The following is a 23,702-nucleotide window of genomic DNA, read 5'->3' on the forward strand; positions in this document are numbered from 1 at the left end:
CCGGGCGTGCCCGAACCGGTCGCGGGCCGCGCGCCGCCGGTTTGGCGCTATCATTGCCGGTTCACCGGGCCCCGCGGCCCGTCACGCGAATCACCCACCGGGCGGCCGGACGGCCGCCCGTCATCGAAGCAATCCATGGATGTCATCGTCATCGGCGGCGGAATCAGCGGCGTCGCCACCGCCTACCAGCTGCGCGCGGCCGGCCATCGCGTGTGCGTGGTCGAACGCCACGCGACCGTCGCGCAAGGCGCGACCTACGGCGATGGCGGCACGCTGCTGCCGAGTCCGCTCGACGTCTGGTTCGGGCCGACCTTCATGCGCCAGCGCCAGCCGCGCGACAGCGGCATCGTCTACAAGCCGGGGCTGAACGGAGGCGTGCGCCGCTTCGTGAAGCGGCTCGGCGAGCTGCGCGAGCCCGACGCGTTCGCCACCCAGTACGCACGGCTGCGCCCGCTGGTCGACGCGTCGCGCGACACGCTCGCCGACATCGAAGCCCGCTTCGATCTCGACTTCGAGCAGAAGACCGGCGTGCTGCACGTCGTGCGCGACGCCGGCGACTGGGACGCCGCGCAGCCCGCGCTCGAGCTGCTGCGCACGCTCGACCTGCCGCACCGCGTGCTGACGGCCGCCGAATGCGCGGCGCTCGAGCCGTCGGTGCCCGCCGAGCCCGGCTTCGCCGGCGGCGTGCTGCTCGAGAGCGAGCGCACCGCGAACTGCCCGCTGTTCACGAAGCTGGTCAAGCAGGTGCTCGACGAGCACGGCGTGCAGTTCCGCTTCGGCGCCGATGTCGCCGCGATCCGCGCGGACGCCGGCCGCGCCGCGGTCGAGCTCGCGCCGCCGGGCGGCGACCGGCGCGCGTCGAAGGCGCGCGAGGTCGACGTGATTTCCGCCGACGCGATCGTGGTCGCCGCCGGCGCGAGCAGCCTCGCGCTGCTCGAGCGGCTCGGCATGCGCGTGCCGCTGCATCCGATGCGCGTCCACACGCTGACCGCGCCGGTCGCCTACGTCGAACACGCGCCGCACCTGGCCGTCGTCGATTCGATCAAGCGCATCTCGATGACCCGCACCCACCAGCGGCTGCGCGTCGGCGGCGGCGCGGTGCTGCAGAGCCTGCAGGACACCGCGCGGCCGCTCGCCGCGCCGTTGTCGGAGGCCGCGCTCGCGCTGCTCGGCCAGGCCGTCCACGACTGGGTGCCCGGCGCCGCGAAGATCTCCGCGGCACTGTCGTGGCAAGGCACGCAGCTGCTGTCGCCGGACGGCCTGCCGGTCGTCGGTCCGACCTCGCATCCGCGCGTGTTCGCCAATTTCGGGCACGGCCCGGCCGGTTGGGGGCTCGCATGCGGGTCTGCTAAAGTGGTGGCGGATTACATCGGCGGCGCCACGCAGCACTGGCCCGCCGACACGCTCGCCGCGCTGCGCGCCGAGCGCTTCTCGCCCTGACCGGCCGCGCGGGCTCGCCCGGCGGCGCCGACCCTCCTGCCGCCATGACGCTCGCCCACCCCGCCCACCCGCTTCCCGCCCCTGAACCGATTGCGCTGCTGCGCGTCGCCGACCTGCGCGCCGCGGAAACCGCCGCGGCCGCGGCGCTGCCGCCGCACACGCTGATGGCGCGCGCCGGCGCCGCCGCCGCGCGCTGGCTGTCCGAACGCGTGGGCGGCGACGACCGCCCCGTCTGGTTCGCGGTCGGCCCCGGCAACAACGGCGGCGACGCGCTCGTCGCGGCGGCGGAACTGCAGCGGCTCGGCGTCGCGACGCACGCGTGGATGCCCGTCGCGGTGAAGCCCGACGACGCGCAATGGGCGCTCGGCGTCGCCCGCGCCGCCGGCGTGCCGGTCTCGGCGGAGCCGCCCGACTCGCTCGACGGCTACGCATGGGTCGTCGACGGCCTGTTCGGCATCGGTCTCGGCCGTGTGCTCGACGGCGCGTTCGCGGACCTCGCCGGGCGCATCGCCACCCGCGCGCGCACCGTCGGCCGCGTGCTCGCGCTCGACGTGCCGAGCGGGCTCGACAGCGATACCGGCCGGATCGTCGGCGCGGGCGCCGCGGTCGCCGCGACGCATACGCTGACCTTCATCGGCGCGAAGCCGGGCCTCTACATGGGCGAGGGCCGCGATCTCGCCGGCGAGATCGCCGTCGCGTCGCTCGACGTCCCGCCTCCGGCCGCGCCCGCGGTGACGCTGAATGCCCCGGCACGGTTCGCCGCCGCGCTGCCCGCGCGCGCGTTCGCGTCGCACAAGGGCACGTTCGGCAGCCTGGCCGTGATCGGCGGCGACACCGGCATGTGCGGCGCGCCGATCCTCGCCGCGCGCGCCGCGCTGTTCGCCGGCGCGGGCAAGGTGCACGTCGGCTTCCTGGGCGCCGGCGCGCCGCCTTACGACCCGCCGTTTCCCGAGCTGATGCTGCATCCGGCCGACGCGCTGGATCTCGACGCGATGACCGCGGTCGCGGCCGGCTGCGGCCTCGGCACGCGCGAAGCCGCGGCGACGCTCGTGCGCGACCTGCTGGCGCACGACGCGCCCACGCTGCTCGACGCCGATGCGCTGAACCTGGTCGCCGCGCACGCCGATCTCGCGGCCGCGCTCGCGGCGCGCGGCGCGCACGGCCGCGCATGCGTCCTGACCCCGCATCCGCTCGAGGCGGCCCGGCTGCTCGGCTGCGACACCGCGGCCGTGCAGCGCGACCGCCTCGACGCCGCGCACGCGCTCGCCGCGCGCTTCGCGAGCGTCGTCGTGCTGAAGGGCGCCGGCACCGTGATCGCCGCGCCCGACGGCCGCCTGACGGTCAATCCGACCGGCAACGCGGCGCTCGCGTCAGGCGGCACCGGCGACGTGCTCGGCGGCCTGATCGGCGCGCTGCTCTCGCAGCGCGTCGGCCCTTACGCCGCCGCGCTCGCGGGCGTCTACCTGCACGGCCTCGCGGCCGACACGCTGGTCGCGAACGGCACGGGCCCGGCCGGCCTGACGGCGGGCGAACTCGCGCCGACGGTGCGCACGCTGATCAATCGCCTTTTTTACCCGTCGACGCGCGCGGACACATAACGCCGCTATACTGAGTCCCCCGCCGCGCGGCGGGCCACTCGTCCGCCGGCAGTCCGTCTCCGACTCGCCGGCGCGGCATTCCTCCGATTCACGCCTCACTCGAACCGCCATGACGCTGAAATCGTTCCCCGCCTGGACTGCCCTGCAAAACCACTTCGAACAGATCCGCAACGCCCGGTTGCGCGACTGGTTTGCCCCGGAAAACGATCCCGCGCCCACCCGCGCCGAGCGCTTCACGCTCTCGGGCGGCGGCCTCGCCGCCGACTTCTCGAAGAACCGCATCACCGACGAGACCGTGCGCCTGCTCGCGCAGCTCGCGCGCGACGCCGGCGTCGAGGCGCGCCGCGACGCGATGTTCGCGGGCGACGTCGTCAACCCGACCGAAGGCCGCGCGGCGCTGCACACCGCGCTGCGCGCAACCGATCCGCTTGCGCCGTTCCATGCGCAGGTCAGTGCCGAGCGCGCGAAGATGGCGACGTTCGCGCGCGCCGTGCGCAGCGGCGCGTGGACCGGCTACACCGGCAAGCGCATCCGCCACGTGATCAACATCGGCATCGGCGGCTCGGACCTCGGCCCGAAGATGGTCGTGCACGCGCTGCACCACGTCGCGACGCCCGAGATCTCGACCCACTTCGTGTCGAACGTCGACGGCGCCGATCTCGCGCGCGTGCTCGAGCAGGTCGATCCGGAAGAGACGCTCGCGATCATCGTGTCGAAGACCTTCACGACGCTCGAGACGATGACGAACGCGCGCTCGCTGCGCGACTGGTTCGTCGCGAAGGGCTGCCCGGAGGATGCGCTGTCGAAGCACTTCGTCGGCGTGTCGGCGAACCCCGCCGAGGTCGTCCGGTTCGGCATCGACGAGAACAACGTGTTCGAGATGTGGGACTGGGTCGGCGGCCGCTACTCGCTGTGGTCGGCGGTCGGCCTGTCGATCATGATCGCGATCGGCCCGGAACAGTTCGACGAGCTGCTCGCGGGCGCCAACGACATGGACCGCCATTTCCGCGAAGCGCCGCTCGAGCGCAACCTGCCGGTGCTGCTCGGGATGATCGGCATCTGGTATCGCAACTTCTTCGGCTCGCAGAGCTACCTCGTCGCGCCGTATTCGGAAGCGCTGCATTACCTGCCGTCGTACCTGCAGCAGCTCGAGATGGAGAGCAACGGCAAGTCCGCGCGCCTCGACGGCACGTTCGTCGACTACCCGACGTCCGCCGTGACCTGGGGCGAGCCGGGCACCAACGGCCAGCATGCATTCTTCCAGATGCTGCACCAGGGGCCGACGATCGTGCCGATCGACTTCGTCGCGGTGCTGACGCCCGAGCATCCGCTCGCGAGCCATCATCCGAAGCTGCTCGCGAACTGCTTTGCGCAGAGCGAGGCATTGATGCTCGGCCGCACGCTCGACGAAGCGCGCAAGGTCGCCGGGCCCGGCAACGAGGCGCTCGCGCCGCACCTGACGTTCCCCGGCAACCGCCCGACGACGACGCTGCTCGTCGACGCGCTGACGCCCCGTTCGCTCGGCGCGCTGATCGCGCTCTACGAGCACAAGGTGCTGGTGCAGGCGTCGGTGTGGCAGATCAATCCGTTCGACCAGTGGGGCGTCGAGCTCGGCAAGATCCTCGGCAAGGTGGTCGAGGCCGACCTGGCCGCCGAGGCGGTCGATCCGGCAAAGCACGATTCGTCGACCACCGCGCTGATCGCACGCGCACGCGCCGCGCTCAAGCGCTGACGCGCAACCGGCCGCGCGTGCACGCGCGGCCGGGCCGTCGACGATCCGTCAGGCGCCGTGCTGTGCTGCGCGCGGCGCCACGATCCGCCCCGCGTCGAGCGTCACCGTCGTCGCGCAGCGGCGCGCGAGCTCCGGATCGTGCGTGACGAGCACGAGCGTCGAGCCGTGCGTGCGATTGAGTTCGAACATCAGGTCGATGACCGCGTGACCGGTCGCCGCGTCGAGGCTGCCGGTCGGCTCGTCGGCGAACAGGATCGACGGCCGGGTGACGAACGCGCGCGCGAGCGCGACGCGCTGCTGCTCGCCGCCGGACAGCAGCTTCGGATAGTGGGTGGTGCGTTCGCCGAGCCCGACCTGCACGAGCAGCGCCCGCGCGCGGTCGGCCGCGTCACGCGCGCTGACGCCGCCTTGCAGCTCGAGCGGCAGCATCACGTTTTCGAGCGCGGTCAGATGCGGCATCAGCTGGAACGACTGGAACACGAACCCGACCGCGCCGTTGCGCAGTGCCGCGCGCCCGTCCTCGTCGAGCTGGTCGAGCGGCTGGCCGAGCAGCCGAACCGTGCCGCTCGTCGCGCTGTCCAACCCCGCAAGCAGGCCGAGCAGCGTCGATTTGCCGGACCCCGACGCGCCGACGATCGCGAGGCTGCTGCCGGAGCGCACCGTCAGGTCGATGCCGTCGAGGATCGTCAGCTCGCCCGTCGCATCGGCGACACGCTTGCATACGTGATGGACTTCGATGATCGGATCGCTAATCTTGAGCATGGATACGACAACTCGCAGGAATAGACGCGCGGCGCTGGCCGCACTGCTGAGCGGCGTGCTCGCCGCAACCGCGGCCGGCCTCGCTTGCGCCGCGACGCCGCCGGCCGCCCCGCCGGGCCAGCCGGTGATCGTCGTGCTGGGCGACAGCTTGTCGGCCGAATACGGGCTGCCGCGCGATACCGGATGGGTCGCACTGCTGCGGCAACGGCTCGCCACCGAGCGGATCGATTATAGCGTCGCCAACGCGAGCGTCAGCGGCGACACCACGAGCGGCGGGCGCGCCCGCCTGCCCGCCGTCCTCGCGCGGCTCAAGCCCGCGATCGTCGTCGTCGAGCTCGGCGCGAACGACGCACTGCGCGGCGTGCCGCTCGCGACGACCGAACGCAACCTGCGCGAGATCGTCGCCGACGCGCAGCGCGCGCGCGCGCGAAGGTCGTGCTGGTCGGCATGTTCGTCCCACCCAACTACGGCCCCGACTACACACAGAAGTTCCACGGCATCTATACGCGGCTGTCGAAGGATCTCGGCGTCCCGCTCGTGCCGTTCCTGCTGGCCGGCATCGAGAACCGGCCCGACATGTTCCAGGCCGACCAGATCCATCCGACCCGGCAGGCGCAGGGCGTGCTGCTCGACAACGTGTGGCCGTCGCTGAAGCCGCTGCTCGGCAAACCGCGCGGCTGAACACGCGCCGCGCCGGCAGCGTGCACGCGCACGGCCAACAAAAAGCCCCGCTCGATGGCGGGGCTTTTTGCTGTCGACGCGGCGGAGATCAGTTCCCGCCGTCCTGCGCGGCATTCGCGGTCGAACCGTACAGCTTCACCTTCGATCGATCGCGCAGCGCGGCGAGATAGGCTTCGCCTTCGCTCTGCGCGTCGACCTGCGCCATCTGCTGCTGCGCGGCCGCGAGCTGCTGCGGATCGACCGCGGAGCCCGGGATCACCGAATTCACGCGGTAGATCGCATAACCGTCCGCGCCGAGATCGACGCCGACGTAGGCCGGCAGTGCCTTTGCGTCGACCTTGTAGACCGCGCTCAGCGCCGCGGGCGTCAGGCCGTGCGACTGCGTGCGCGAGACGGTTGCCGCCGGCGCGAAGCCCGCGGTCGCCTTGGACTTCTGCAGCTCGGCGAGCTTTGCCGCACCGTCCTTCTTCGCGAGTTCCGCCGCCTGCTCGGCGATCACCTTCTGGCGCACCGCATCCTTGATCGTGTCGAGCGCAGGCACGGCGGCCGGCTTGTAGTCGGTCACACGCGCCGAGATCAGCGTGTTGTTGCCGATGTCGATCGCCTGCGTGTTGTTCCGGCTCTTCACCGAGTCGGTCGCGAACACCGCAGCCAGGAACTTCGCGTTGTTCAGCGGGCTCGTGGGCGGCAGCGCGGGGTTCGGCGTCGGCGTGACGGTGGCCGTCTGGATCGTCAGCTTGTACTTGTCCGCGGCCGGCTGCAGGCTCTTCGCCTTCTCGTAGACGGTCGACGTGAAGCCTTCCGCGTTGTCCGAGAACGCCTTCGACGCATACTGCTGCTTCAGCTCCACGGCGATCGCATCCTTCACTTCCGCGAACGGCTTCACGGCCGCCGGCTTCACTTCGGTCGCCTTCAGGATGTGGAAGCCCAGATCCGATTGCACGATGCCGCTCACGTCGCCCTGCTTCAGCGCGAACGCGGCATCGTCGAACGCCTTGCCGCCCGCGGTCGAGCCGCGCGTGATGAAGCCGAGGTCGCCGCCCTTTGCCGCCGACGGCGCGTCCTGCGAGCTCTTCTGTGCGATCTGCGCGAACTGGTCCGGATGCGCCTTCACGTCGGCGAGCAGCTGCTCGGCCTTCGCCTTCGCGGCCGCCTTGTCCGCGGCGCTTGCGTCGCCGGCCGCCGCGATGAAGATGTGGCTCACGCGCACCTGCGCTTCGGTGCGGAAATGCGTCGGGTTGTCGTCGTAGAACTTCTTGATGTCCGCGTCGGTCGGCTGCGCGTTCGCCGCGGCTGCCGCCGGCGAATAGACGAGATACTGGATCGTCGCGGTCTCCGGCGTCGCGAAGCTCTGCTTGTGCGTGTCGTAATAGGCCGCGAGCTGCGCGTCGGTCGGCTGCACCTTCGACGCGTAGTCGCTCGTCTTCAGCACGAGCGCCTGCACTTCACGCTGCTGCGCGGCGAGTTCGGACAGCCGCTGCGCGAGGCTCTTCGGCGTGAACGCGCTCGACACGATGCTGGCCGGAATCTGCTGCAGCGCCAGGCTGTAGCGCACGCGCTCCTGGTACTGCTCGGGCGTCATGCCCTGGAACGACAGCAGTTGCGCATAGCGCTCGACGTCGATCGAGCCGTCCGGCTTCTTCAGCGACGCGATCATCGGGTCGCTCAGCAGCGCCTCGCGCACCGCGTTGTCGGACGCGGTCAGGTGCAGGCGCTGCGTCTCGTCGGCCAGCACGCGCTGCTGAATCAGGCCGTCGAGCACTTCCTTGCGGTGCTCGGGCGTGTCGAACGACTTCAGGTCGAACTGCGCGCCGAGCGCCTGACGCGCGCGATCGATCTGCTGACGGTACGTTCCGTCGAATTCGACTCGCGTGATCTTGTGCCCGTTGACCGCCGCGACGTTCGCGCTTTCATCGAAGAAGCCGCGGAAGCCTTGGATCCCGACGAAACCCAGCCCCGGCAACACGATCAGGAGCAGGAGCGCCATCATCAGGCGCTGGTGATTACGGAAGAAATCGAGCATGCGTGACGGGGTGTGTATTGGACAAAACGCCCGATATTACAACAGCGGGCAGGAAAAAAGGCGAAACGGGAGGCGTCGGCCTGGCGGCGCCGGCGTTGCTGCAGCGCAAACAAAAATGCCCGCACGAGGCGGGCATTTATTGTCTTGGCGGAGCGGACGGGACTCGAACCCGCGACCCCCGGCGTGACAGGCCGGTATTCTAACCGACTGAACTACCGCTCCTTGGTCTGGCTGAATCGCGAAACTGGTGGGTGCTGAGAGGCTCGAACTCCCGACCTACGCCTTGTAAGGGCGCCGCTCTACCAACTGAGCTAAGCACCCGTTCCGGATTCAATCTGGCTGCGATCTGCATTTCGGCATCAACAACCAGCGAGCCCGCTAGTTTAATCCACCCTTCAGAACTTTACCAGCCCTGAATCGCGAAATTTTTGCAGCGCCGATTTCGATCGGCGCGCCGCGCATAAAAAACCCGCGGACACGCCGCGGATTTCGTGAACAACCGTCACATCAGACTCAGTGCTTGACGACTTCCGTCGAGCCGGCATCCTTCGCCGTTTCCGCGACGGGCGCCGCAGCCTTCGCCTCTTCTTCCGGCGGCAGCGGGGTCGGCGTCCGCTCGAGCGCGAGTTCGAGCACCTTGTCGATCCAGCGGACCGGCACGATCTCGATCGCGTTCTTCACGTTGTCCGGAATCTCCGCGAGATCCTTCACGTTCTCTTCCGGAATCAGCACGAGCTTGATGCCGCCGCGATGTGCGGCCAGCAGCTTCTCCTTCAGGCCGCCGATCGGCAGGACTTCGCCTCGCAACGTGATCTCACCCGTCATCGCGACGTCGGCGCGCACCGGAATGCCCGTCAGCACCGACACCAGCGCGGTCGTCATCGCACCGCCGGCGGACGGACCGTCCTTCGGCGTCGCGCCTTCCGGCACGTGGATGTGGATGTCCTGCTTCTCGAACGCTTCGTCCTTGATGCCCAGACGCCGCGAACGCGAACGCACGACCGAACGCGCTGCCTCGACCGACTCCTTCATTACGTCGCCGAGCGAACCGGTGCGAATCACGTTGCCCTTGCCCGGCATCACCGCGGCTTCGATCGTCAGCAGGTCGCCGCCGACTTCCGTCCATGCGAGGCCCGTCACCTGACCGACCTGGTTTTCCTTCGCCGCGAGGCCGAAGTCGTACTTGCGCACGCCGAGGAACGTGTCGAGGTTCTCGCCGTCGACCTTGATCGCGCCCGTTGCCTTCTTCAGCAGCAGCATCTTCACCACCTTGCGGCAGATCTTCGACACTTCCCGCTCGAGCGAACGCACACCGGCTTCGCGCGTGTAGTAGCGGATGATGTCGCGGATCGCCTGCTCGGTGACCTCGATCTCGCCTTCCTTCAGGCCGTTGTTCTTCTTCTGCTTCGGCAGCAGGTAACGCTGCGCGATGCTGACCTTCTCGTCTTCCGTATAGCCCGACAGACGGATCACTTCCATCCGGTCGAGCAGCGGCGGCGGGATGTTCAGCGAGTTCGACGTCGCGACGAACATCACGTCCGACAGGTCGAAGTCGACCTCGATGTAGTGATCGGCGAACGTGTGGTTCTGTTCCGGATCGAGCACTTCGAGCAGCGCCGACGACGGATCGCCGCGGAAATCCATGCCCATCTTGTCGACTTCGTCGAGCAGGAAGAGCGGATTGCGCACGCCGACCTTCGTGAGGCTCTGCAGGATCTTGCCCGGCATCGAACCGATGTACGTGCGACGGTGGCCGCGGATCTCGGCCTCGTCACGCACGCCGCCCAGCGCCATGCGGACGAACTTGCGGTTCGTCGCGCGGGCGATCGACTGGCCGAGCGAGGTCTTGCCGACGCCCGGGGGCCCGACGAGGCACAGGATCGGCGCCTTGACCTTGTCGACGCGTTGCTGCACCGCGAGATACTCGAGGATGCGTTCCTTGACCTTCTCGAGGCCGAAGTGATCCTCGTCGAGCACCTGCTCGGCGTTCGACAGGTCGTTGTTGACCTTGCTCTTCTTGCGCCACGGCAGGCCGATCAGCGTGTCGATGTAGTTGCGCACGACCGTCGCTTCGGCCGACATCGGCGACATCAGCTTCAGCTTCTTCAGCTCCGCGTCGGCCTTCTTCTTCGCTTCCTTCGGCATGCGCGCGGCGTTGATGCGCTTCTCGAGCTCCTCGAGGTCCGCACCCTCTTCGCCTTCGCCCAGCTCCTTCTGGATCGCCTTGACCTGTTCGTTCAGGTAGTACTCGCGCTGGCTCTTCTCCATCTGGCGCTTCACGCGCCCGCGGATGCGCTTTTCGACCTGCAGGATGTCGATCTCGGCTTCGAGCTGCGCGAGCAGGTGCTCGAGGCGCTCGACGACCGGGAACATCTCGAGGATGTGCTGCTTCTGGTCGAGCTTGAGCGGCAGGTGCGCGGCGATCGTATCCGCGAGCCGGCCCGCCTCGTCGATGCCCGACAGCGACGTGAGGATCTCCGGCGGGATCTTCTTGTTCAGCTTCACGTACTGGTCGAACTGCGACACGATCGCGCGGCGCAGCGCTTCCGTTTCCGCGCTGTCCGCGTGGTCCGGCTCGAGCGGCATCACCTCGCAGGAGAACTGCGTCTCCTGTTCCTCGATCGACAATGCCTGCGCGCGCTGCAGGCCTTCGACCAGCACCTTCACGGTGCCGTCCGGCAGCTTCAGCATCTGCAGGATGTTGGCGACGCAACCGACCTCGTACATGTCCTTTTCGGTCGGCTCGTCCTTGGCCGCGGTCTTCTGGGCGACCAGCATGATGTGCTTGCCGCCTTCCATCGCTGCTTCGAGGGCCTTGATCGATTTCGGCCGGCCCACGAAGAGCGGAATCACCATGTGCGGGAAAACGACGACGTCCCGCAGCGGCAGCAGCGGGAGCGTGATGCGTTCCGGCGGGAGAAGTTGGGTGCCTGACATTTCATTTCCCCATGAGTGGAATCAATTGTTCGGTAATTGAGGCCGGCGCATCCGATTGCAAGGCCTCCCAGCGTGGGAAATATTCGGTAAGAAAGTAACCGCCGCGTGTTGAGTCAGATTACCCACAAGATAAACGAAAAAAAGCCGTTCACGCTTCGATGAACGGCCTTTTTTGTCTGAACATCGCCGTCAAGCCGGTCAATTCGAACCCGCCACCTTCGGCGTGTCCTCGTAGATCAACAGCGGCTTGCCGTCCCCATCGATGACGTTCTCGTCGATGATGACCTTGCTGACCCCTTTCATCGTCGGCAATTCGTACATCACGTCGAGCAGCGCCTGCTCGATGATCGAACGCAGACCGCGCGCGCCCGTCTTGCGACGGATCGCCTTGCGGGCCACCGCCTGCAGCGCGGCCGGGCGAATTTCCAGCTCGACGCGCTCCATCGCGAACAACTTGTGATACTGCTTGACGAGCGCGTTCTTCGGCTCGACCAGGATCTTCATCAGCGCGGCCTCGTCCAGCTTGCCGAGCGTCGCGACCACCGGCAGACGGCCGATCAATTCGGGGATCAAACCGAATTTGATCAGGTCCTCCGGCTCGACCTCGCGCAGCACCTCGCCGGCATCGCGCTCCTGCTTGCTCTTGACCGTCGCGCCGAAGCCGATGCCCGTCTTCTCGGTACGATCGGTGATCACCTTCTCCAGGCCGTCGAACGCACCGCCGCAAATGAACAGGATGTTGGTCGTGTCGACCTGGATGAAGTCCTGGTTCGGATGCTTGCGGCCGCCCTGCGGCGGCACCGACGCCATCGTGCCCTCGACGAGCTTCAGCAGCGCCTGCTGGACGCCCTCGCCCGACACGTCGCGGGTGATCGACGGGTTGTCCGACTTGCGGCTGATCTTGTCGATTTCGTCGATGTAGACGATCCCGCGCTGGGCCTTCTCGACCTCGTAGTTGCAGTTCTGCAACAGCTTCTGGATGATGTTCTCGACGTCCTCGCCGACGTAGCCGGCTTCGGTCAGCGTCGTCGCATCCGCGATCACGAACGGCACGTTCAACAGGCGCGCCAGCGTCTGCGCGAGCAGCGTCTTGCCGGAGCCCGTCGGGCCGATCAGCAGGATGTTGCTCTTCGACAGCTCGACGTCGTCCTTCTTGTCGAGATGCTTGAGACGCTTGTAGTGGTTGTAGACGGCCACCGCGAGGATTTTCTTCGCGCGCTCCTGCCCGATCACGTACTGATCGAGGATGTCGCGAATTTCCTGCGGGCTCGGCAGATCCGACCGGGACAGGCTGGCCTCGACGCCCGCGGCTGCCGCCTCGTCACGAATGATCTCGTTGCACAGGTCGATGCACTCATCGCAGATGAAGACCGACGGGCCGGCAATGAGCTTTTTCACCTCATGCTGACTCTTGCCGCAAAACGAGCAATACAACAGCTTCTCGCTGTTCGAACCTTTTTTGTCCGCCATGAATGTATGAGCCTCCGGACAGGTAAATGACATGATACGCCGAATGCTCCGCGCGCCACGACCTAGGGCGCGACCTGAGCCGGCTGGATGCGCTTGCCGAAGTTGCTCGGGGCGTATCGGGCGTGCCGCCGCTAATGGGGCGGCACCCCACTAAGTTCACGGACGCTTCAGCAGCACCTGATCGATCAGCCCGTACGCCTTCGCGTCCTCGCTCGACATGAAGTTGTCGCGGTCGGTGTCGCGCGCGATGCGCTCGACGTCTTGGCCCGTGTGCTGCGCCAGCAGCTGATTGAGCCGCTCCTTCAGGTAGAGGATCTCGCGCGCCTGGATCTCGATGTCCGACGCCTGGCCACGCGCGCCGCCGAGCGGCTGGTGGATCATCACGCGCGAGTTCGGCAGCGCGAAACGCTTGCCCTTCGCGCCCGATGCGAGCAGGAACGCGCCCATGCTCGCGGCGAGGCCCATGCACAGCGTCGACACGTCCGGCTTGATGAACTGCATCGTGTCGTAGATCGCCATGCCGGCCGACACCGAGCCGCCCGGGCTGTTGATGTACAGGCTGATGTCCTTGTCCGGGTTCTCGCTCTCGAGGAACAGCAGCTGCGCGACCACGAGGTTGGCGGTCTGGTCGTTCACTTCGCCGACCATGAACACCAGGCGCTCCTTCAGGAGACGCGAATAGATGTCGTACGAACGCTCGCCGCGGCCGCTCGTTTCGACGACGATCGGAACCAGCCCCAGCGCCTGGGCCTCGAAACCCTGCGGCGCGTTCGAAGCAAGCATGTCCAGCAATTCAGCGCGAGTGATCATTCAATGAACCTTGTTCGAATGGGAAATTGAACGGATGGAAGCCGCCCGCTCAATCGCCATATTAATGGCAACCGTGCGCCTGACGTAAAAACGGCGTGCGGGCCGTCGCTCCGACAGCCGGCACGCCGCTAGAGCGACACTTACGCTTGCGCCGATGCGCTCGCGAGTGCCTCGAAGCTCACTTCCTTGTCCGTCACCTTCGCCTTGCCCAGCACGAAATCGACGACGTTGCTTTCAACGACGAACGCTTCCATCTCGGCGAGGCGCTGCTGGTTCGAATAATACCAGCGGACCACTTCCTTCGGGTCTTCGTAGCTCTTCGCGAACTCGTCGACTTCCGCGCGGATCTGCTCCGGCTTCGCTTCCAGGCCGTTCGCCTTCACCAGCTCGGCGAGCACGAGGCCCAGCTTCACGCGGCGCTCGGCCTGCTCGGCGAACATCTCGGCCGGGATCGGCGCGTCCTTCGCGTTCGGCACGCCGCGCTGCGCGAGATCCTGGCGCGCCATTTCGACGAGGCGCTGCTGATCCTGCTCGATCAGCGCCTTCGGCACGTCCAGCTCGGAAATCTTCAGCAGCGCGTCCATCACCTGGTTCTTGACGATCGCCTGCGTGCGGCGCTTTGCCTCACGCTCGAGGTTTTCCTTGATCTCGGCGCGCATCTTGGCCAGATCGCCGTCTTCGATGCCGAGCGACTTCGCGAAGTCGGCGTCGATTTCCGGCAGGTGCGGCCATTCGATCTTCTTCATCGTGACCGTGAACTGGGCCGTCTTGCCGGCCACGTCCTTGCCGTGGTAGTCGTCCGGGAACTTCAGGTCGAATTCGCGCGCTTCGCCGGCCTTCAGGCCCAGCGCGGCCGTTTCGAATTCCGGCAGCATGCGGCCTTCGCCGAGCACGAACGGGAAGTCTTCCGCGGTGCCGCCCTGGAACGCGACGCCGTCGATCTTGCCGACGAAGTCGACCGTCACGCGGTCGCCGTTCTTGGCTGCCGTGTCCGCGCCGCCGTCGCCGTGCTCGCCGGCTTCGCCGCGTGCGTGGAAGTGCACGCGCTGCTTGCGCAGGATGTCGAGCGTGCGGTCGATTTCCGCGTCGCCGATCGACGTCGTCGAGCGCTCGACTTCAGCCGTCGCCAGGTCGCCGATCTTCACTTCCGGATAGACCTCGAACGTCGCGTCGAACGCATATGCGTCTTCCGCCTGCTCCTGCTTCGGCGCGAAGCTCGGCTGGCCCGCGACGCGCAGGTTCTCGGCACGGCTGATCGTGAAGAACTCCTGGCCGATCTTGTCGCTCAGGACTTCCGCCTCGACCTGACCCGCGTATTGCTGCGCGACCATCTTCAGCGGCACCTTGCCCGGGCGGAAACCCGGCATGCGCACGTTCTTCGCGAGTTTCTGGATACGGGCGTCGATTTCCTTCCGCACCGTGTCTTTCGGCAGGGAAATCGTCACGCGGCGTTCAAGCTTGCCGAGGTTTTCAACAACGTTAGCCATGGCTTCAATCGTCCTAAAATTATTCGAGCGAATCGGGTTTTCCTTGCCGTGCCTGCCTGGCGGCGTCATACGCCGCGCCGGGACGCCACGCCATCCTTGCATGCGCCGGGAGGGCTGGCGCAAGCGGCTCGGAGCACGGCTTTGGCCGGAAGAATCGACTATTCTAGCAAACAATTTTCCCTGCACCGCCAGAACCGGCCACGCGCGTGCGCGGCCGTTGCGCGACGGCCGCCGATGCGCATGGATCGCCGATATGCCGCCGCGCATATCCACGCCCGCCCCCGCATCCTGTAAGCTGCTTCGAAAGCGCATGCGCCGCCGCACGGCGGCCAATCGTCCGACCAATCACGCCAACCGGAGACACCATGCCGCATCACCCGTCCGCGCCCGTCGTCGCGCCCGTCGTGGTCATCGCGCCCGATTCGTTCAAAGGCTCGCTTTCCGCCGCGCAGGTCGCGGACGCGATCGCCGCCGGCATCCGCCGCGCGCGCCCCGATGCCGTCGTGCGCTGCTGCCCGATGGCCGACGGCGGCGAAGGCACGCTCGACGCGATGCTCGCCGGCGGCGGCACGCGGCGCAGCGTGACGGTGGCCGGCGCGTCGCTCGCGGCGCGCGACGCCGCCGTTGGCGTCATCGATGCGCGCACCGCGATCGTCGAGACGGCCGAGATCGTCGGCATCACCGATCCGGCCGGGATGAGCGTCCCGGTCGACGCGCGCAGCACGCGCGGGATGGGCGAAGCGATCCGCCGGCTGCTCGACGCAGGCGTGCGCCGGTTCTTCGTCGCGCTCGGCGGCAGCAGCACCAACGATGCCGGCGCGGGGCTCCTCGCCGGGCTTGGGCTGCGCTGCCTCGACGCCGCCGGCCAGCCGGTCGAGCCGGTGCCGGCGCGGCTCGCCGAGATCGCGCGGATCGACGCGTCGGGGCTCGACCCGCGCATCGCCAACGCCGAGTTCATCGGCATGTCGGACGTCGACAACCCGCTGACGGGCGCGCATGGCGCGACCGCGGTGTTCGGCCCGCAAAAGGGCGTGACGCCCGAGCAGGTTGCGACCCTCGACGCAGCGCTCGGCCATTTCGCCGACCTGCTCGAAGCGGCGCTCGACCGGCGCGCCCGCGACCTGCCGGGCGCCGGCGCGGCGGGCGGCCTCGGCTTCGCGCTGCACATGCTCGGCGCGCGCTTCGAGGCGGGTGCGGAAGTCGTTGCGCGGCAGGTCGGCCTCGACGCGGCGCTCGCGGGCGCGGACTGGCTGATCACCGGCGAAGGCCGCTCGGACGTGCAGACGCTGCACGGCAAGGCGCCGTTCATCGCGTGCCGTCATGCGCAGGCGGCAGGCGTGCCGGCGTCGCTGCTGTCGGGCGCCGTCGATCCGGCCGCGCTGCCGCGCCTTGCCGAACATTTTTCCGGGTGCTTCTCGCCCGCGCCGGGCCCGATCACGCTCGACGTCGCGATCCGCGACGCCGCCAGCCTGCTCGCGAACGAGGCGGAGCAGCTGACGCGCCTGAAATACGGCGCGCGCTGACCGTTGACCCGAGCGCGCGATACGGGAACAATCGGGCCCGCCCTTTATCATCAGGATTCGACATGAAAGGCCGTCCAGCCGGGCTCGATCAGTTTTTGACCTACCGCCTCCACGTGCTCACGAAGCGCTCCGACCGCGGCATCGGCGAGGTTTACCGCGACAAGCTCGGCATCTCGCTGCCCGAGGCGCGCGTGATCGCGGCCGTCGGCGCGTTCGGCCCGTTCTCGATCATGGATCTCGCGCGCCACACCAACCTCGACAAGAGCCAGGCGAGCCGCGCGGCCGAGGCGCTGCTGCAGCAGGGCCTGCTCGAACGCAGCGCGAGCGAGGCGGATGGCCGGATCGTGCTGATCGCGCTGACGCCGGACGGCCGCGCGCTGCATCGCAAGATCATGCCGATCGTGCGCAAGTGGAACGACGGGCTGCTCGCCTGCCTGTCCGACAGCGAGCGCAACACGTTCGAACGGCTGCTCGAGAAAGTGCTCAGCCACGCGCTCGAGCGCGACGACTGAGCCGCGGGGCGGCCGCCCCGCTCACCCCGCCTGCAGTCCGCTGTTCGCGGCGCGCTGGCGCAACAGGCCGAGCACCGCGTCGCAATACGGCGTCGGCACGTCCAGCTTGCGCCCCAGCTCCGGAAACACGCCGAGGATCGGCCCGATCTCGAGCGAGCGCCCCGCTTCGAAATCCTGCAGCATCGACGTCCTGAACGCGCCGAGCCTGCGGGTCACCGCCATGCGCTCCGGCGCGCTCACGCCGGTATCCAGGCCGAGCTTCGCGCCGATCGCGGCCGCCTCCTCCATCATCCGCAGCGCGAGCGCGTGCGTGCAAGGATCGTCGAGCAGGCGGTCGGCCGTCGAGCCCGTCAGCGCGCTCAGCGGATTCATGTTCATGTTGCCCCACAGCTTCGCCCAGATTTCGGTGCGGATCTGCGGCGTCGTCTCGACGTCGAAGCCGCCCGCGGCCAGCGCCGCCGCGAAGCGCGACGCAGCCGCATCGCGCGCCGGATCGGGCGCGCCGACGATCAGGCGATTGCCGCGCCCGCGCCGCACGATGCCCGGCGCGTCGGTGCTCGACGACAGGTGCACGACGCAGCCGATCGCCTGCGCCGGCGGCAGCGCCGCGGACACCGCGCCGCCCGGATCGACCGCCTCGAGCGGCACGCCGTCGAGCGGCCCGGCCAGCCCGTGCGTGAACCACCACGGCAGGCCGTTCATCGCCGCGACGAGCACCGTGCGCGGCCCGACGAGCGGCGCGAGGCGCGCGGCCAGATCCGGCAGCGCCTGCGCCTTCAGCGCGATCACCACGTAGTCCTGCACGCCGAGCGCGGCCGCGTCGTCGCTGGCGTCGAGCGGGAGCGACGACATCGCGCCCGTTTCGTCGAGCACGCGCACGCCGTGCGCCTTCAGCGCGTCGAGCGTCGCGCCGCGCGCGTAGGCGCTCACGCGCATGCCGGCTCGCGCGAGCGCTGCCGCAAGCAGTCCGCCGATCGCGCCGACGCCGACGACCGCTGCGCGCACCTGCCCTGAATTCGTGTCGTTCATGATGGAATTCCGTCTCCCGGAAGCCGACGAGCATAGCGCGACATGGTTGCACACACAACCATCTCGATGCTGCACGGTCGTCGACGAGATCACCAACCGCTGCGCGACAGCCCGATGGGCTTCTGCCTGCTCGCGAACATCGCGATCGAGGCCGCGCGCGTGATGCACCGGCCCTTGCGCGATCCGTGCGGATGCGGTTTCCTGTGAGTTTGCATGAACAAGGCCACGAGCCGCATCCTTCCGATGAAACCCACCCCGCGCGAGCATGCGCGCCGCAGGCCGTCGAACCTGACGCTGAATATCGCCGCCATCCTGGTCGGCCTCGTGACGTTCGCGATCGGCGCGAGCTGGCTGATCTACAGCTGGATCGTCGACCGCGAAGCGCAGTATTTCGCCATTCCGCTGGTGTTCTCGGTGCCGGTGATCGTCGCGGTCGCGGTGCGCAGCTTCTGGGATTAGCGTCCCGGCAAGGCACGCAAATGCCTGCGCGTCATTCGACGACGGAACGGCCCACGGCGCCGAACGCCAGCCGCGCAGGCTGCTCGCGCAGCACGCGGCGGCGCCGGCAATCGATCTCGGCCAGCGTCGGCCGCTGCCGCGGCGGCACGGCGCGGCGAATGCCGAAGATCTCCGCGAGATTCGCCTGCGGCTCATGCAGCGGCATCAGCACGTCGGCGGGACCGGTCAGCAGCGGCGTCACGCCGGGGCCATGGCCGCTGACCGTGCTGTCGCCGTGCACGATGACGCCGATGGTCACGCGGCCCGCGCGATAGAGCGGGCCGCGCCGCGTGTCGGCGTCGGTAATCGCGACCATGTCGCCGAAACGCAGGCTGCCCAGCCGATAGCGCTCGCGCGTGAGCCGATCGGCAAGCTGGATGTCGTAGTCGCCGCGCCACGCGGTGTTCTTCCCGAGGCCCGAGCCCATCAGGCGCGCCGGCACGAGGTGCGTGACCGGCACGTGCAGGCGTCCGTCGCGCGCCACGATGCCCCAACGGCGCAGCAGGCGCGGCGCGCAGTTCAGCACCTCGACGCGCGCGCAGTCCGGCAGGCGCAGCCCCAGGCCGTGCGCAACGATCTGCACGCGGTCGCCGATCCGCAGTTGCATCAGCACCTCGCTCGGGAAGTCCACCAGCACGTGATTGACGCCGCCGTGCTTGCCGGTGACCAGCCCGACCTTGCCGCTGCAGGGCCCGCTGATCACGCGGGCCAGATTGCCGACGCACGCGGACGTGATCAGCGCGTTGTTGGGGCCGTCGCGCGGGCCGGTCACCTCGCGGCCGTTGTTGTGCAGCGCGACGCCGGGCTCCACGTGATCGCCGGCGAGGCCGACGCACAGATCGCCGATCCGCTTGTTCAGCGCGATGCCGCCGGTGCCGGGCAGCACCCGCGCGACACCGTCGTAGCCGATGCGATACGCCGACGCCTGGCCGACCGGATGCGCGATCTGGCCGGCGACCACGGTGGCGACCAGTTGGCCGGCATTGACACGTGGCCCGTTGCGGCCATCAGGTTGCGTGGACAGGCTGCGGCTCATCACGACTCTCCGATTGTGCGCGCCGGCGCGCCGCGCGGCGATCCCGGCCCGAGGCGGCACGGCGTTGTCGCTTACAGGTAGTACCACCATGCGCGCACGTCGTCCCACGGGTTCGCGGCATCGATCCGGGGCGCCGGCGCCAGCCCCTCTTCCGCGCGCGGCGGGACATGCGCCGCCGCCGCGACCATCGCCGGCACGACGTTCACGTGCAGCGCAACGAGCGGCGGGAGCTCCTGCGCCAGACTCGCCAGCCCCGCCGCCGCCAGCGCGTCGAGCAGCAACGCGCGCTCGGCGGCGAACAGCGACGCGGACCGCTCGGCCGGCAACGGATCGAGCAGCCGCGCGGGACGCCCGAGGCGCGCGAGCGCCTGCACCGGCCAGGGCTCGCGCTGGGCGACCGACGCCGTCAGCACCAGTGCGCCTTCCAGCGCCGCCGACAACGCGAGCGCGTCGACGCTGGCCTCGCGGGGACGCCAGCGCGACGGCCAGATGCCGGACACCGGGTCCTCGTCGAGCCGCAACCGTGCGGCCAGCGCTTCGGCCAATGCTTCGTAATGCATCACGATCCCCGAGGCGACGGCGCCATCCAGCTGCGATTCGGCGAGGTTGTCGCCGATCCAGCGCAACGGCCACGCGCTCGCATCGGTCGCGTCGCGCAGCGCGATCCACGCCTGCAGCACGTCCGCGAGCGGCCACTGTGCGTCGATATCGTCGTTTGGCGCCCCGGCCGCCAGGCCGGGCAGCAGCAGTTCGCTCGCGTCGATCACCTGCCAGAAGCTGCGCGTGAGCCACGGCTCCAGCACCCGTGACAGCCGCAACGCGAACGCCAGCCCGACGCGCGAGCCGAGCACCAGCGCGGGATCGAGCACGCAAGCAAGCTTGCGGCTTCGCACCGAGACCAGCATGTCGTCCGCGCGCATGGCCGCTCACCCGCGCACCGCGTCAGGCGCCGATCGCCTGCGGAACGCCCAGCACGCTCTTCAGCGCCGGGGTCACGCCGGGGAAGCCGCGCCCTTCCGGCGTCATCCGGTAGGCCGCGAGCCAGGCCTCGGCGTGCGCGCCCATCGGACGCACGACGTTCTGGAACAGGATCGGGTCGATCGCGGTCTTGAAGTCGTTGTCCGCGACGAACTGCAGCATCCGCCGCCCGCTCTCAGCCATCTTGGCGCGCTGCGACGGTTCGGCGACCCCGCCGAGATAGCGGTTCGACACGATCTCGACGACGTCCCACTTGGTGTTCGCGTCGAACGCCTTCTTGATGTCCGGCGAATCCAGCAGCTTGAGCACCTGGATCAGGTAATGCCCGGTCTCCATCGCCAGCGCGAAGATGTTGCCGTAGGTCGAGCGGTCCAGCGCGTAGCGCAGGTCCAGGCCGATGCGCTGGATCGTGCCGACGCTGCCGAACGGCCGCTGGTCGATCAGCTGGCCGCCGCGAATCACCTCGCCGATCAGCAGGTCGCGGAAGTACTGGCCGATGGCGACCACGAAGCCGACCATCTGCCGATGGAAATTGCGGTTGACGACCGCGCCGGCCGGCGCCTGCGCGTTGCCGTAGTTGAACGCGCGGCGATACGCGATCATCCGGTCGCTCTTCTTGTAGCGGATCGGCTGCCACTTCTCCAGCAGATACAGGCCGCGCGCGCCGGGGCCCCGCTGGATGCGCATCTTGCCGAGCCGGAACAGCCGCAGCAGGGTCTCCACCACCTCGAAGATCTTCATCCGTTCGTGCTGGTAGATGTAGTACAGCTCGGCCGCCGCGTGCAACTGGCTGGGCACGATGGAATCGTCGAAATCCGGCTGCACGCGCGGATAGGCGATCTTGTCGAAGCCCACTTCGCCCTGGGGGCCGAGGCCCAGCAGGTCGAAGAACCCCGCATCGCCGCCGCCGTTCGGCTTGCCCAGCAGTTCGCCGAAGCGCTGTTCGAACTGGTTGGAGAAGGCTTCCCGCTGATCGGGCGGCAAGCTCGCCAGCTGTTCCTGCAGGAACGTGTCCCACAGGCGCTGGATCGTCTCGTTGGTCTGGAAGTTCATGGCCTACTCCTGTGAGCGAAGTCGATGCGCGGGACGGGTGACGGGTGGCGCATGCGGACGCTGCGGCTGCGACGACGGCTCGATGTTCCCAACGTTGCGCTGCGCGCTTGTCGGTCGACCGGCGGCACCGGCAACGCCGGCGCCGCCAGCGGCGAGCGCCTGCGATCACTCCTTCTTGTACAGCCGCAGCACCTCGGAATTGATGCGGGCGATTTCGGCAAACGAGGTCTCGACATCCTGCGGAATGCGCGGAACAGGCGGATTCAGCCGATCGACGTGCGCGCCCTTGTCCACGAGCCACAGGCCGCCATGCTGGAAGGCCGCGAGCACGCCGAGACTGGTGGTATCGACGTGGTCTCCCGAGAGCAATTGCATCAGGTTTGGATGCGGGTTCCCCACGGTTGCCTCCATGCCGCCGAAAACCTGGCTGATCGGCACGCAGCCGGACGCCATCTGCTCGACGATCGGCCGCCAGTTCTCGTCGGTCTGCACTTGCAACGCCAGTTCATGACGGAGTCGCGCTCGCGCTCCTGGCGGCACCGAGATCCCGGTGCTGTCCGACCAGTTGCCGGAACCGAGCTCCCAGTAAGCAGAAAACCGGTTGGCGCCGCCGCCCTGCGGGATCAGCAACGCCTGCAGGTCGTCAAGTTGCTGGTCGACCCGCAACGTTTGCTCCGCACGCGTGGCGTTATCGTCGAACGAGCCGAGGTAAGTCAGCGCCGTAGGTGATTTGGCCCAGCTCCCCGGGTTCCTCGCCGCGTAAATCAGCAGGCCGCACGCCGCCGCACGCAACTCCGGATCCCCGAAGTCCTTCTCCCCGATCGCGTAGAGATCGATCGCGCGATCGATGTCGAACAGGATCTTGTCGAGGACGATCTGCGCCCTGACCACGTCGTCGCTGCACATGCAGCGCGTCAGGCAGTCGATCGTGGACGCGAACTGGCCGCGCCGGTTGACCAGCTCGATCAGGCGGTTGTCCGCACCGGACAACTGGGTCGAGCCGTAGAGACCGTACAGCAGCACCGTCGGCCGCGAAATGCGCAGCAGGCGGAATCCGCCGGAATGGTTGAAGCCGTCGATGAACAGCTGCAGCGCCTCCTGGAACGCGGCGAGGGCCGGCGACTGCGGGCTCACCGCATGCAGCGTGATCTGCACGAAGCGCTCGAAGCGGTTGAGCGGCGCCCAGGCGGTCGCGCCGACGCGCCGCATGCCGCTCGTCGAGCCGCCGCCGGCCGCCTGCACGAGGTCGTCCATCGCCCGCGCCAGTTCGACCTCCGACAGCAGCGACCGGAGTTCGAACTGGCCGCGATTCTCGAGCATGCTGTACAACTGCCGATAGGCATCGAGGCCGCGCGGCCACGTGCTCTGGTTGAGCGACTGCTGCGCGCCGCCGGACAGGTTGCGCAACGCCACCAGCACCGCATCGCGACGCGCCTGCAACTCGGAGAACGGCACCTGCAGCAGATAGCGTCCGCCCGCGAAGCCGTTGTTGGCCAGCGCTTCGCCCATCATCACCAGCAGCACCGCGCAGACTTCGTCCAGGCTCTGCGCGAGATTGCGGTAGTCCTCGTTGAGTTCCGGCGTCAGCGCGCCGATCAGCCGTGCGAGGCGCGCATACTCGCCGAGCTGGCGGCGCATCGCGAACGCCCGGTCGCGGCTGTACGCGTCGAGTCCCTGCAGCGCCGAGTTGACGCCGTCGTCGACCAGATCGTTGATCGCCTGCTGCCAGCCTTCCAGCTCGGGGCGCACGTCCTTCGCGAGATTGCTGCTCAACAGCTCGGCAAGATCCTGGTTGAGGTCGCTCCTGGCCTGATCGAGATCGAGACCGGTCGCGGTCGGCGCGGCCGGCGCGCCGACCGGCAGCGACGGCGTATTCAGGAACGGCAGCCCGTCGGCCTCGCCGCTGATCGCCCGCGCGCGCGGGTCGCCCTGGTAACGGTCCAGCAGCGCCCGGGCGACCTGCGCCGGGTCGGCGGGATCGCCCACTTTCAATTCGCGCCGGATGAGATTGTCGAAAGCGATGCGCTGCGCGCCCGCCGTCGCCGGCGCGCTCGTCCCGTCGGACTGCGGCCAGCCGGTGTAGGCAAGATTGGCGGGGATGGACATGGCGGTACCTCGCTGGAAAAGGCTTGG

Annotated in this window: 18 protein-coding genes, 2 tRNA genes and 1 pseudogene; 8 read left to right on the forward strand and 13 right to left on the reverse strand. The window is 68.6% G+C overall.

Translation table 11 applies throughout. The features are described from left to right. The first annotated feature begins 135 nt into the window (after positions 1-135). The 3 genes from KY49_RS08890 (at position 136) to pgi (ending at position 4,770) form a co-directional block, all read left to right on the forward strand. The gene (locus KY49_RS08890) at positions 136-1,440 is read left to right on the forward strand and encodes an FAD-dependent oxidoreductase (RefSeq protein WP_042584224.1); all 1,305 of its coding nucleotides are present in this window, start codon (positions 136-138) and stop codon (positions 1,438-1,440) included. A 44-nt stretch (positions 1,441-1,484) separates the two neighbouring features. Continuing rightward, positions 1,485-3,038, forward strand: coding sequence for an NAD(P)H-hydrate dehydratase (locus KY49_RS08895; protein ID WP_042584225.1), 1,554 nt, complete (start codon positions 1,485-1,487; stop codon positions 3,036-3,038). A gap of 109 nt (positions 3,039-3,147) precedes the next feature. Further along, on the forward strand, positions 3,148-4,770 hold the full coding sequence (pgi, locus tag KY49_RS08900; RefSeq protein WP_042584226.1) for a glucose-6-phosphate isomerase: 1,623 nt from the start codon (positions 3,148-3,150) through the stop codon (positions 4,768-4,770). A 48-nt stretch (positions 4,771-4,818) separates the two neighbouring features. Here the strand turns inward: pgi and KY49_RS08905 are convergent, their stop codons facing one another. Beyond that, positions 4,819-5,532, reverse strand: coding sequence for an ABC transporter ATP-binding protein (locus tag KY49_RS08905; RefSeq protein ID WP_042584227.1), 714 nt, complete (start codon positions 5,530-5,532; stop codon positions 4,819-4,821). Between KY49_RS08905 and KY49_RS08910 the strand changes: the two are divergent. After that, positions 5,531-6,213: pseudogene (locus KY49_RS08910) on the forward strand (arylesterase). The gene KY49_RS08905 and the pseudogene KY49_RS08910 sit on opposite strands and share 2 nt — an antisense overlap. Before the next feature lie 88 nt (positions 6,214-6,301). On the opposite strand, the gene KY49_RS08915 reads toward KY49_RS08910, so the two are convergent. The 7 genes from KY49_RS08915 to tig all read right to left on the reverse strand — a co-directional run bounded on the left by KY49_RS08915 (position 6,302) and on the right by tig (position 14,940). Next, positions 6,302-8,236 (reverse strand): SurA N-terminal domain-containing protein, encoded by a 1,935-nt coding sequence (locus KY49_RS08915; protein ID WP_042584228.1) that lies wholly within the window; start codon positions 8,234-8,236, stop codon positions 6,302-6,304. A 145-nt stretch (positions 8,237-8,381) separates the two neighbouring features. Next, positions 8,382-8,458: transfer RNA gene (locus tag KY49_RS08920), tRNA-Asp, on the reverse strand. A 23-nt stretch (positions 8,459-8,481) separates the two neighbouring features. Continuing rightward, positions 8,482-8,557, reverse strand: a tRNA-Val gene (locus KY49_RS08925). Between the two features lie 192 nt (positions 8,558-8,749). Then, positions 8,750-11,173 carry an endopeptidase La gene (gene lon, locus KY49_RS08930; protein WP_042584229.1) on the reverse strand — a complete coding sequence of 808 codons (2,424 nt, stop codon included), beginning with the start codon at positions 11,171-11,173 and terminating at the stop codon, positions 8,750-8,752. 198 nt (positions 11,174-11,371) lie between these two features. Further along, entirely contained in the window at positions 11,372-12,643 is a 1,272-nt protein-coding gene (clpX, locus tag KY49_RS08935) for an ATP-dependent Clp protease ATP-binding subunit ClpX (RefSeq protein ID WP_010092138.1), read from the reverse strand. 156 nt (positions 12,644-12,799) lie between these two features. Continuing rightward, positions 12,800-13,453: an ATP-dependent Clp endopeptidase proteolytic subunit ClpP gene (clpP, locus tag KY49_RS08940; RefSeq protein ID WP_010092137.1), complete on the reverse strand. Its 654-nt coding sequence runs from the start codon at positions 13,451-13,453 to the stop codon at positions 12,800-12,802. Positions 13,454-13,593: 140 nt separating this feature from the next. After that, positions 13,594-14,940: a trigger factor gene (tig, locus tag KY49_RS08945; RefSeq protein ID WP_042584230.1), complete on the reverse strand. Its 1,347-nt coding sequence runs from the start codon at positions 14,938-14,940 to the stop codon at positions 13,594-13,596. A gap of 365 nt (positions 14,941-15,305) precedes the next feature. On the opposite strand from tig, the gene KY49_RS08950 reads away from it, so the two are divergent. Both KY49_RS08950 and KY49_RS08955 read left to right on the forward strand, forming a co-directional pair. Next, on the forward strand, positions 15,306-16,463 hold the full coding sequence (locus KY49_RS08950; RefSeq protein ID WP_042584231.1) for a glycerate kinase: 1,158 nt from the start codon (positions 15,306-15,308) through the stop codon (positions 16,461-16,463). Positions 16,464-16,525: 62 nt separating this feature from the next. After that, positions 16,526-16,975, forward strand: coding sequence for a MarR family winged helix-turn-helix transcriptional regulator (locus KY49_RS08955; protein ID WP_042584232.1), 450 nt, complete (start codon positions 16,526-16,528; stop codon positions 16,973-16,975). Between the two features lie 21 nt (positions 16,976-16,996). On the opposite strand, the gene KY49_RS08960 is transcribed toward KY49_RS08955, so the two are convergent. Beyond that, a complete protein-coding gene (locus tag KY49_RS08960) occupies positions 16,997-18,004 on the reverse strand; it encodes a 2-dehydropantoate 2-reductase (RefSeq protein WP_042584233.1) in 1,008 nt (335 codons plus the stop codon). 42 nt (positions 18,005-18,046) lie between these two features. On the opposite strand from KY49_RS08960, the gene KY49_RS37000 reads away from it, so the two are divergent. Both KY49_RS37000 and KY49_RS08965 read left to right on the forward strand, forming a co-directional pair. Beyond that, on the forward strand, positions 18,047-18,211 hold the full coding sequence (locus tag KY49_RS37000; protein WP_156162457.1) for a hypothetical protein: 165 nt from the start codon (positions 18,047-18,049) through the stop codon (positions 18,209-18,211). A 36-nt stretch (positions 18,212-18,247) separates the two neighbouring features. Continuing rightward, positions 18,248-18,463 carry a hypothetical protein gene (locus KY49_RS08965; protein ID WP_029227107.1) on the forward strand — a complete coding sequence of 72 codons (216 nt, stop codon included), beginning with the start codon at positions 18,248-18,250 and terminating at the stop codon, positions 18,461-18,463. 31 nt (positions 18,464-18,494) lie between these two features. On the opposite strand, the gene KY49_RS08970 is transcribed toward KY49_RS08965, so the two are convergent. From KY49_RS08970 to KY49_RS08985, 4 genes are all read right to left on the reverse strand, one after another. Then, positions 18,495-19,538 (reverse strand): DUF4438 domain-containing protein, encoded by a 1,044-nt coding sequence (locus KY49_RS08970; RefSeq protein ID WP_042584234.1) that lies wholly within the window; start codon positions 19,536-19,538, stop codon positions 18,495-18,497. Between the two features lie 71 nt (positions 19,539-19,609). Continuing rightward, positions 19,610-20,458 carry a hypothetical protein gene (locus KY49_RS08975; protein ID WP_042584235.1) on the reverse strand — a complete coding sequence of 283 codons (849 nt, stop codon included), beginning with the start codon at positions 20,456-20,458 and terminating at the stop codon, positions 19,610-19,612. Positions 20,459-20,480: 22 nt separating this feature from the next. Further along, the gene (locus tag KY49_RS08980) at positions 20,481-21,569 is read right to left on the reverse strand and encodes a hypothetical protein (protein WP_042584236.1); all 1,089 of its coding nucleotides are present in this window, start codon (positions 21,567-21,569) and stop codon (positions 20,481-20,483) included. Between the two features lie 165 nt (positions 21,570-21,734). Beyond that, entirely contained in the window at positions 21,735-23,675 is a 1,941-nt protein-coding gene (locus tag KY49_RS08985) for a hypothetical protein (RefSeq protein WP_042584237.1), read from the reverse strand. Between the last annotated feature and the right edge of the window lie 27 nt (positions 23,676-23,702).

The organism is Burkholderia sp. MSHR3999, from assembly GCF_000833595.1.
Classification (GTDB): Bacteria; Pseudomonadota; Gammaproteobacteria; order Burkholderiales; family Burkholderiaceae; genus Burkholderia; species Burkholderia ubonensis.

Excerpts from the sequence above, each read along its gene's own strand:
- KY49_RS08890 (WP_042584224.1), top strand. The coding sequence starts at position 136 with ATGGATGTCATCGTCATCGGCGGCGGAATCAGCGGCGTCGCCACCGCC.
- KY49_RS08895 (WP_042584225.1), top strand. The coding sequence starts at position 1,485 with ATGACGCTCGCCCACCCCGCCCACCCGCTTCCCGCCCCTGAACCGATT.
- pgi (WP_042584226.1), top strand. The coding sequence starts at position 3,148 with ATGACGCTGAAATCGTTCCCCGCCTGGACTGCCCTGCAAAACCACTTC.
- KY49_RS08905 (WP_042584227.1), bottom strand. The coding sequence starts at position 5,532 with ATGCTCAAGATTAGCGATCCGATCATCGAAGTCCATCACGTATGCAAG.
- KY49_RS08915 (WP_042584228.1), bottom strand. The coding sequence starts at position 8,236 with ATGCTCGATTTCTTCCGTAATCACCAGCGCCTGATGATGGCGCTCCTG.
- lon (WP_042584229.1), bottom strand. The coding sequence starts at position 11,173 with ATGTCAGGCACCCAACTTCTCCCGCCGGAACGCATCACGCTCCCGCTG.
- clpX (WP_010092138.1), bottom strand. The coding sequence starts at position 12,643 with ATGGCGGACAAAAAAGGTTCGAACAGCGAGAAGCTGTTGTATTGCTCG.
- clpP (WP_010092137.1), bottom strand. The coding sequence starts at position 13,453 with ATGATCACTCGCGCTGAATTGCTGGACATGCTTGCTTCGAACGCGCCG.
- tig (WP_042584230.1), bottom strand. The coding sequence starts at position 14,940 with ATGGCTAACGTTGTTGAAAACCTCGGCAAGCTTGAACGCCGCGTGACG.
- KY49_RS08950 (WP_042584231.1), top strand. The coding sequence starts at position 15,306 with ATGCCGCATCACCCGTCCGCGCCCGTCGTCGCGCCCGTCGTGGTCATC.
- KY49_RS08955 (WP_042584232.1), top strand. The coding sequence starts at position 16,526 with ATGAAAGGCCGTCCAGCCGGGCTCGATCAGTTTTTGACCTACCGCCTC.
- KY49_RS08960 (WP_042584233.1), bottom strand. The coding sequence starts at position 18,004 with ATGAACGACACGAATTCAGGGCAGGTGCGCGCAGCGGTCGTCGGCGTC.
- KY49_RS37000 (WP_156162457.1), top strand. The coding sequence starts at position 18,047 with ATGGTTGCACACACAACCATCTCGATGCTGCACGGTCGTCGACGAGAT.
- KY49_RS08965 (WP_029227107.1), top strand. The coding sequence starts at position 18,248 with ATGAAACCCACCCCGCGCGAGCATGCGCGCCGCAGGCCGTCGAACCTG.
- KY49_RS08970 (WP_042584234.1), bottom strand. The coding sequence starts at position 19,538 with ATGAGCCGCAGCCTGTCCACGCAACCTGATGGCCGCAACGGGCCACGT.
- KY49_RS08975 (WP_042584235.1), bottom strand. The coding sequence starts at position 20,458 with ATGCGCGCGGACGACATGCTGGTCTCGGTGCGAAGCCGCAAGCTTGCT.
- KY49_RS08980 (WP_042584236.1), bottom strand. The coding sequence starts at position 21,569 with ATGAACTTCCAGACCAACGAGACGATCCAGCGCCTGTGGGACACGTTC.
- KY49_RS08985 (WP_042584237.1), bottom strand. The coding sequence starts at position 23,675 with ATGTCCATCCCCGCCAATCTTGCCTACACCGGCTGGCCGCAGTCCGAC.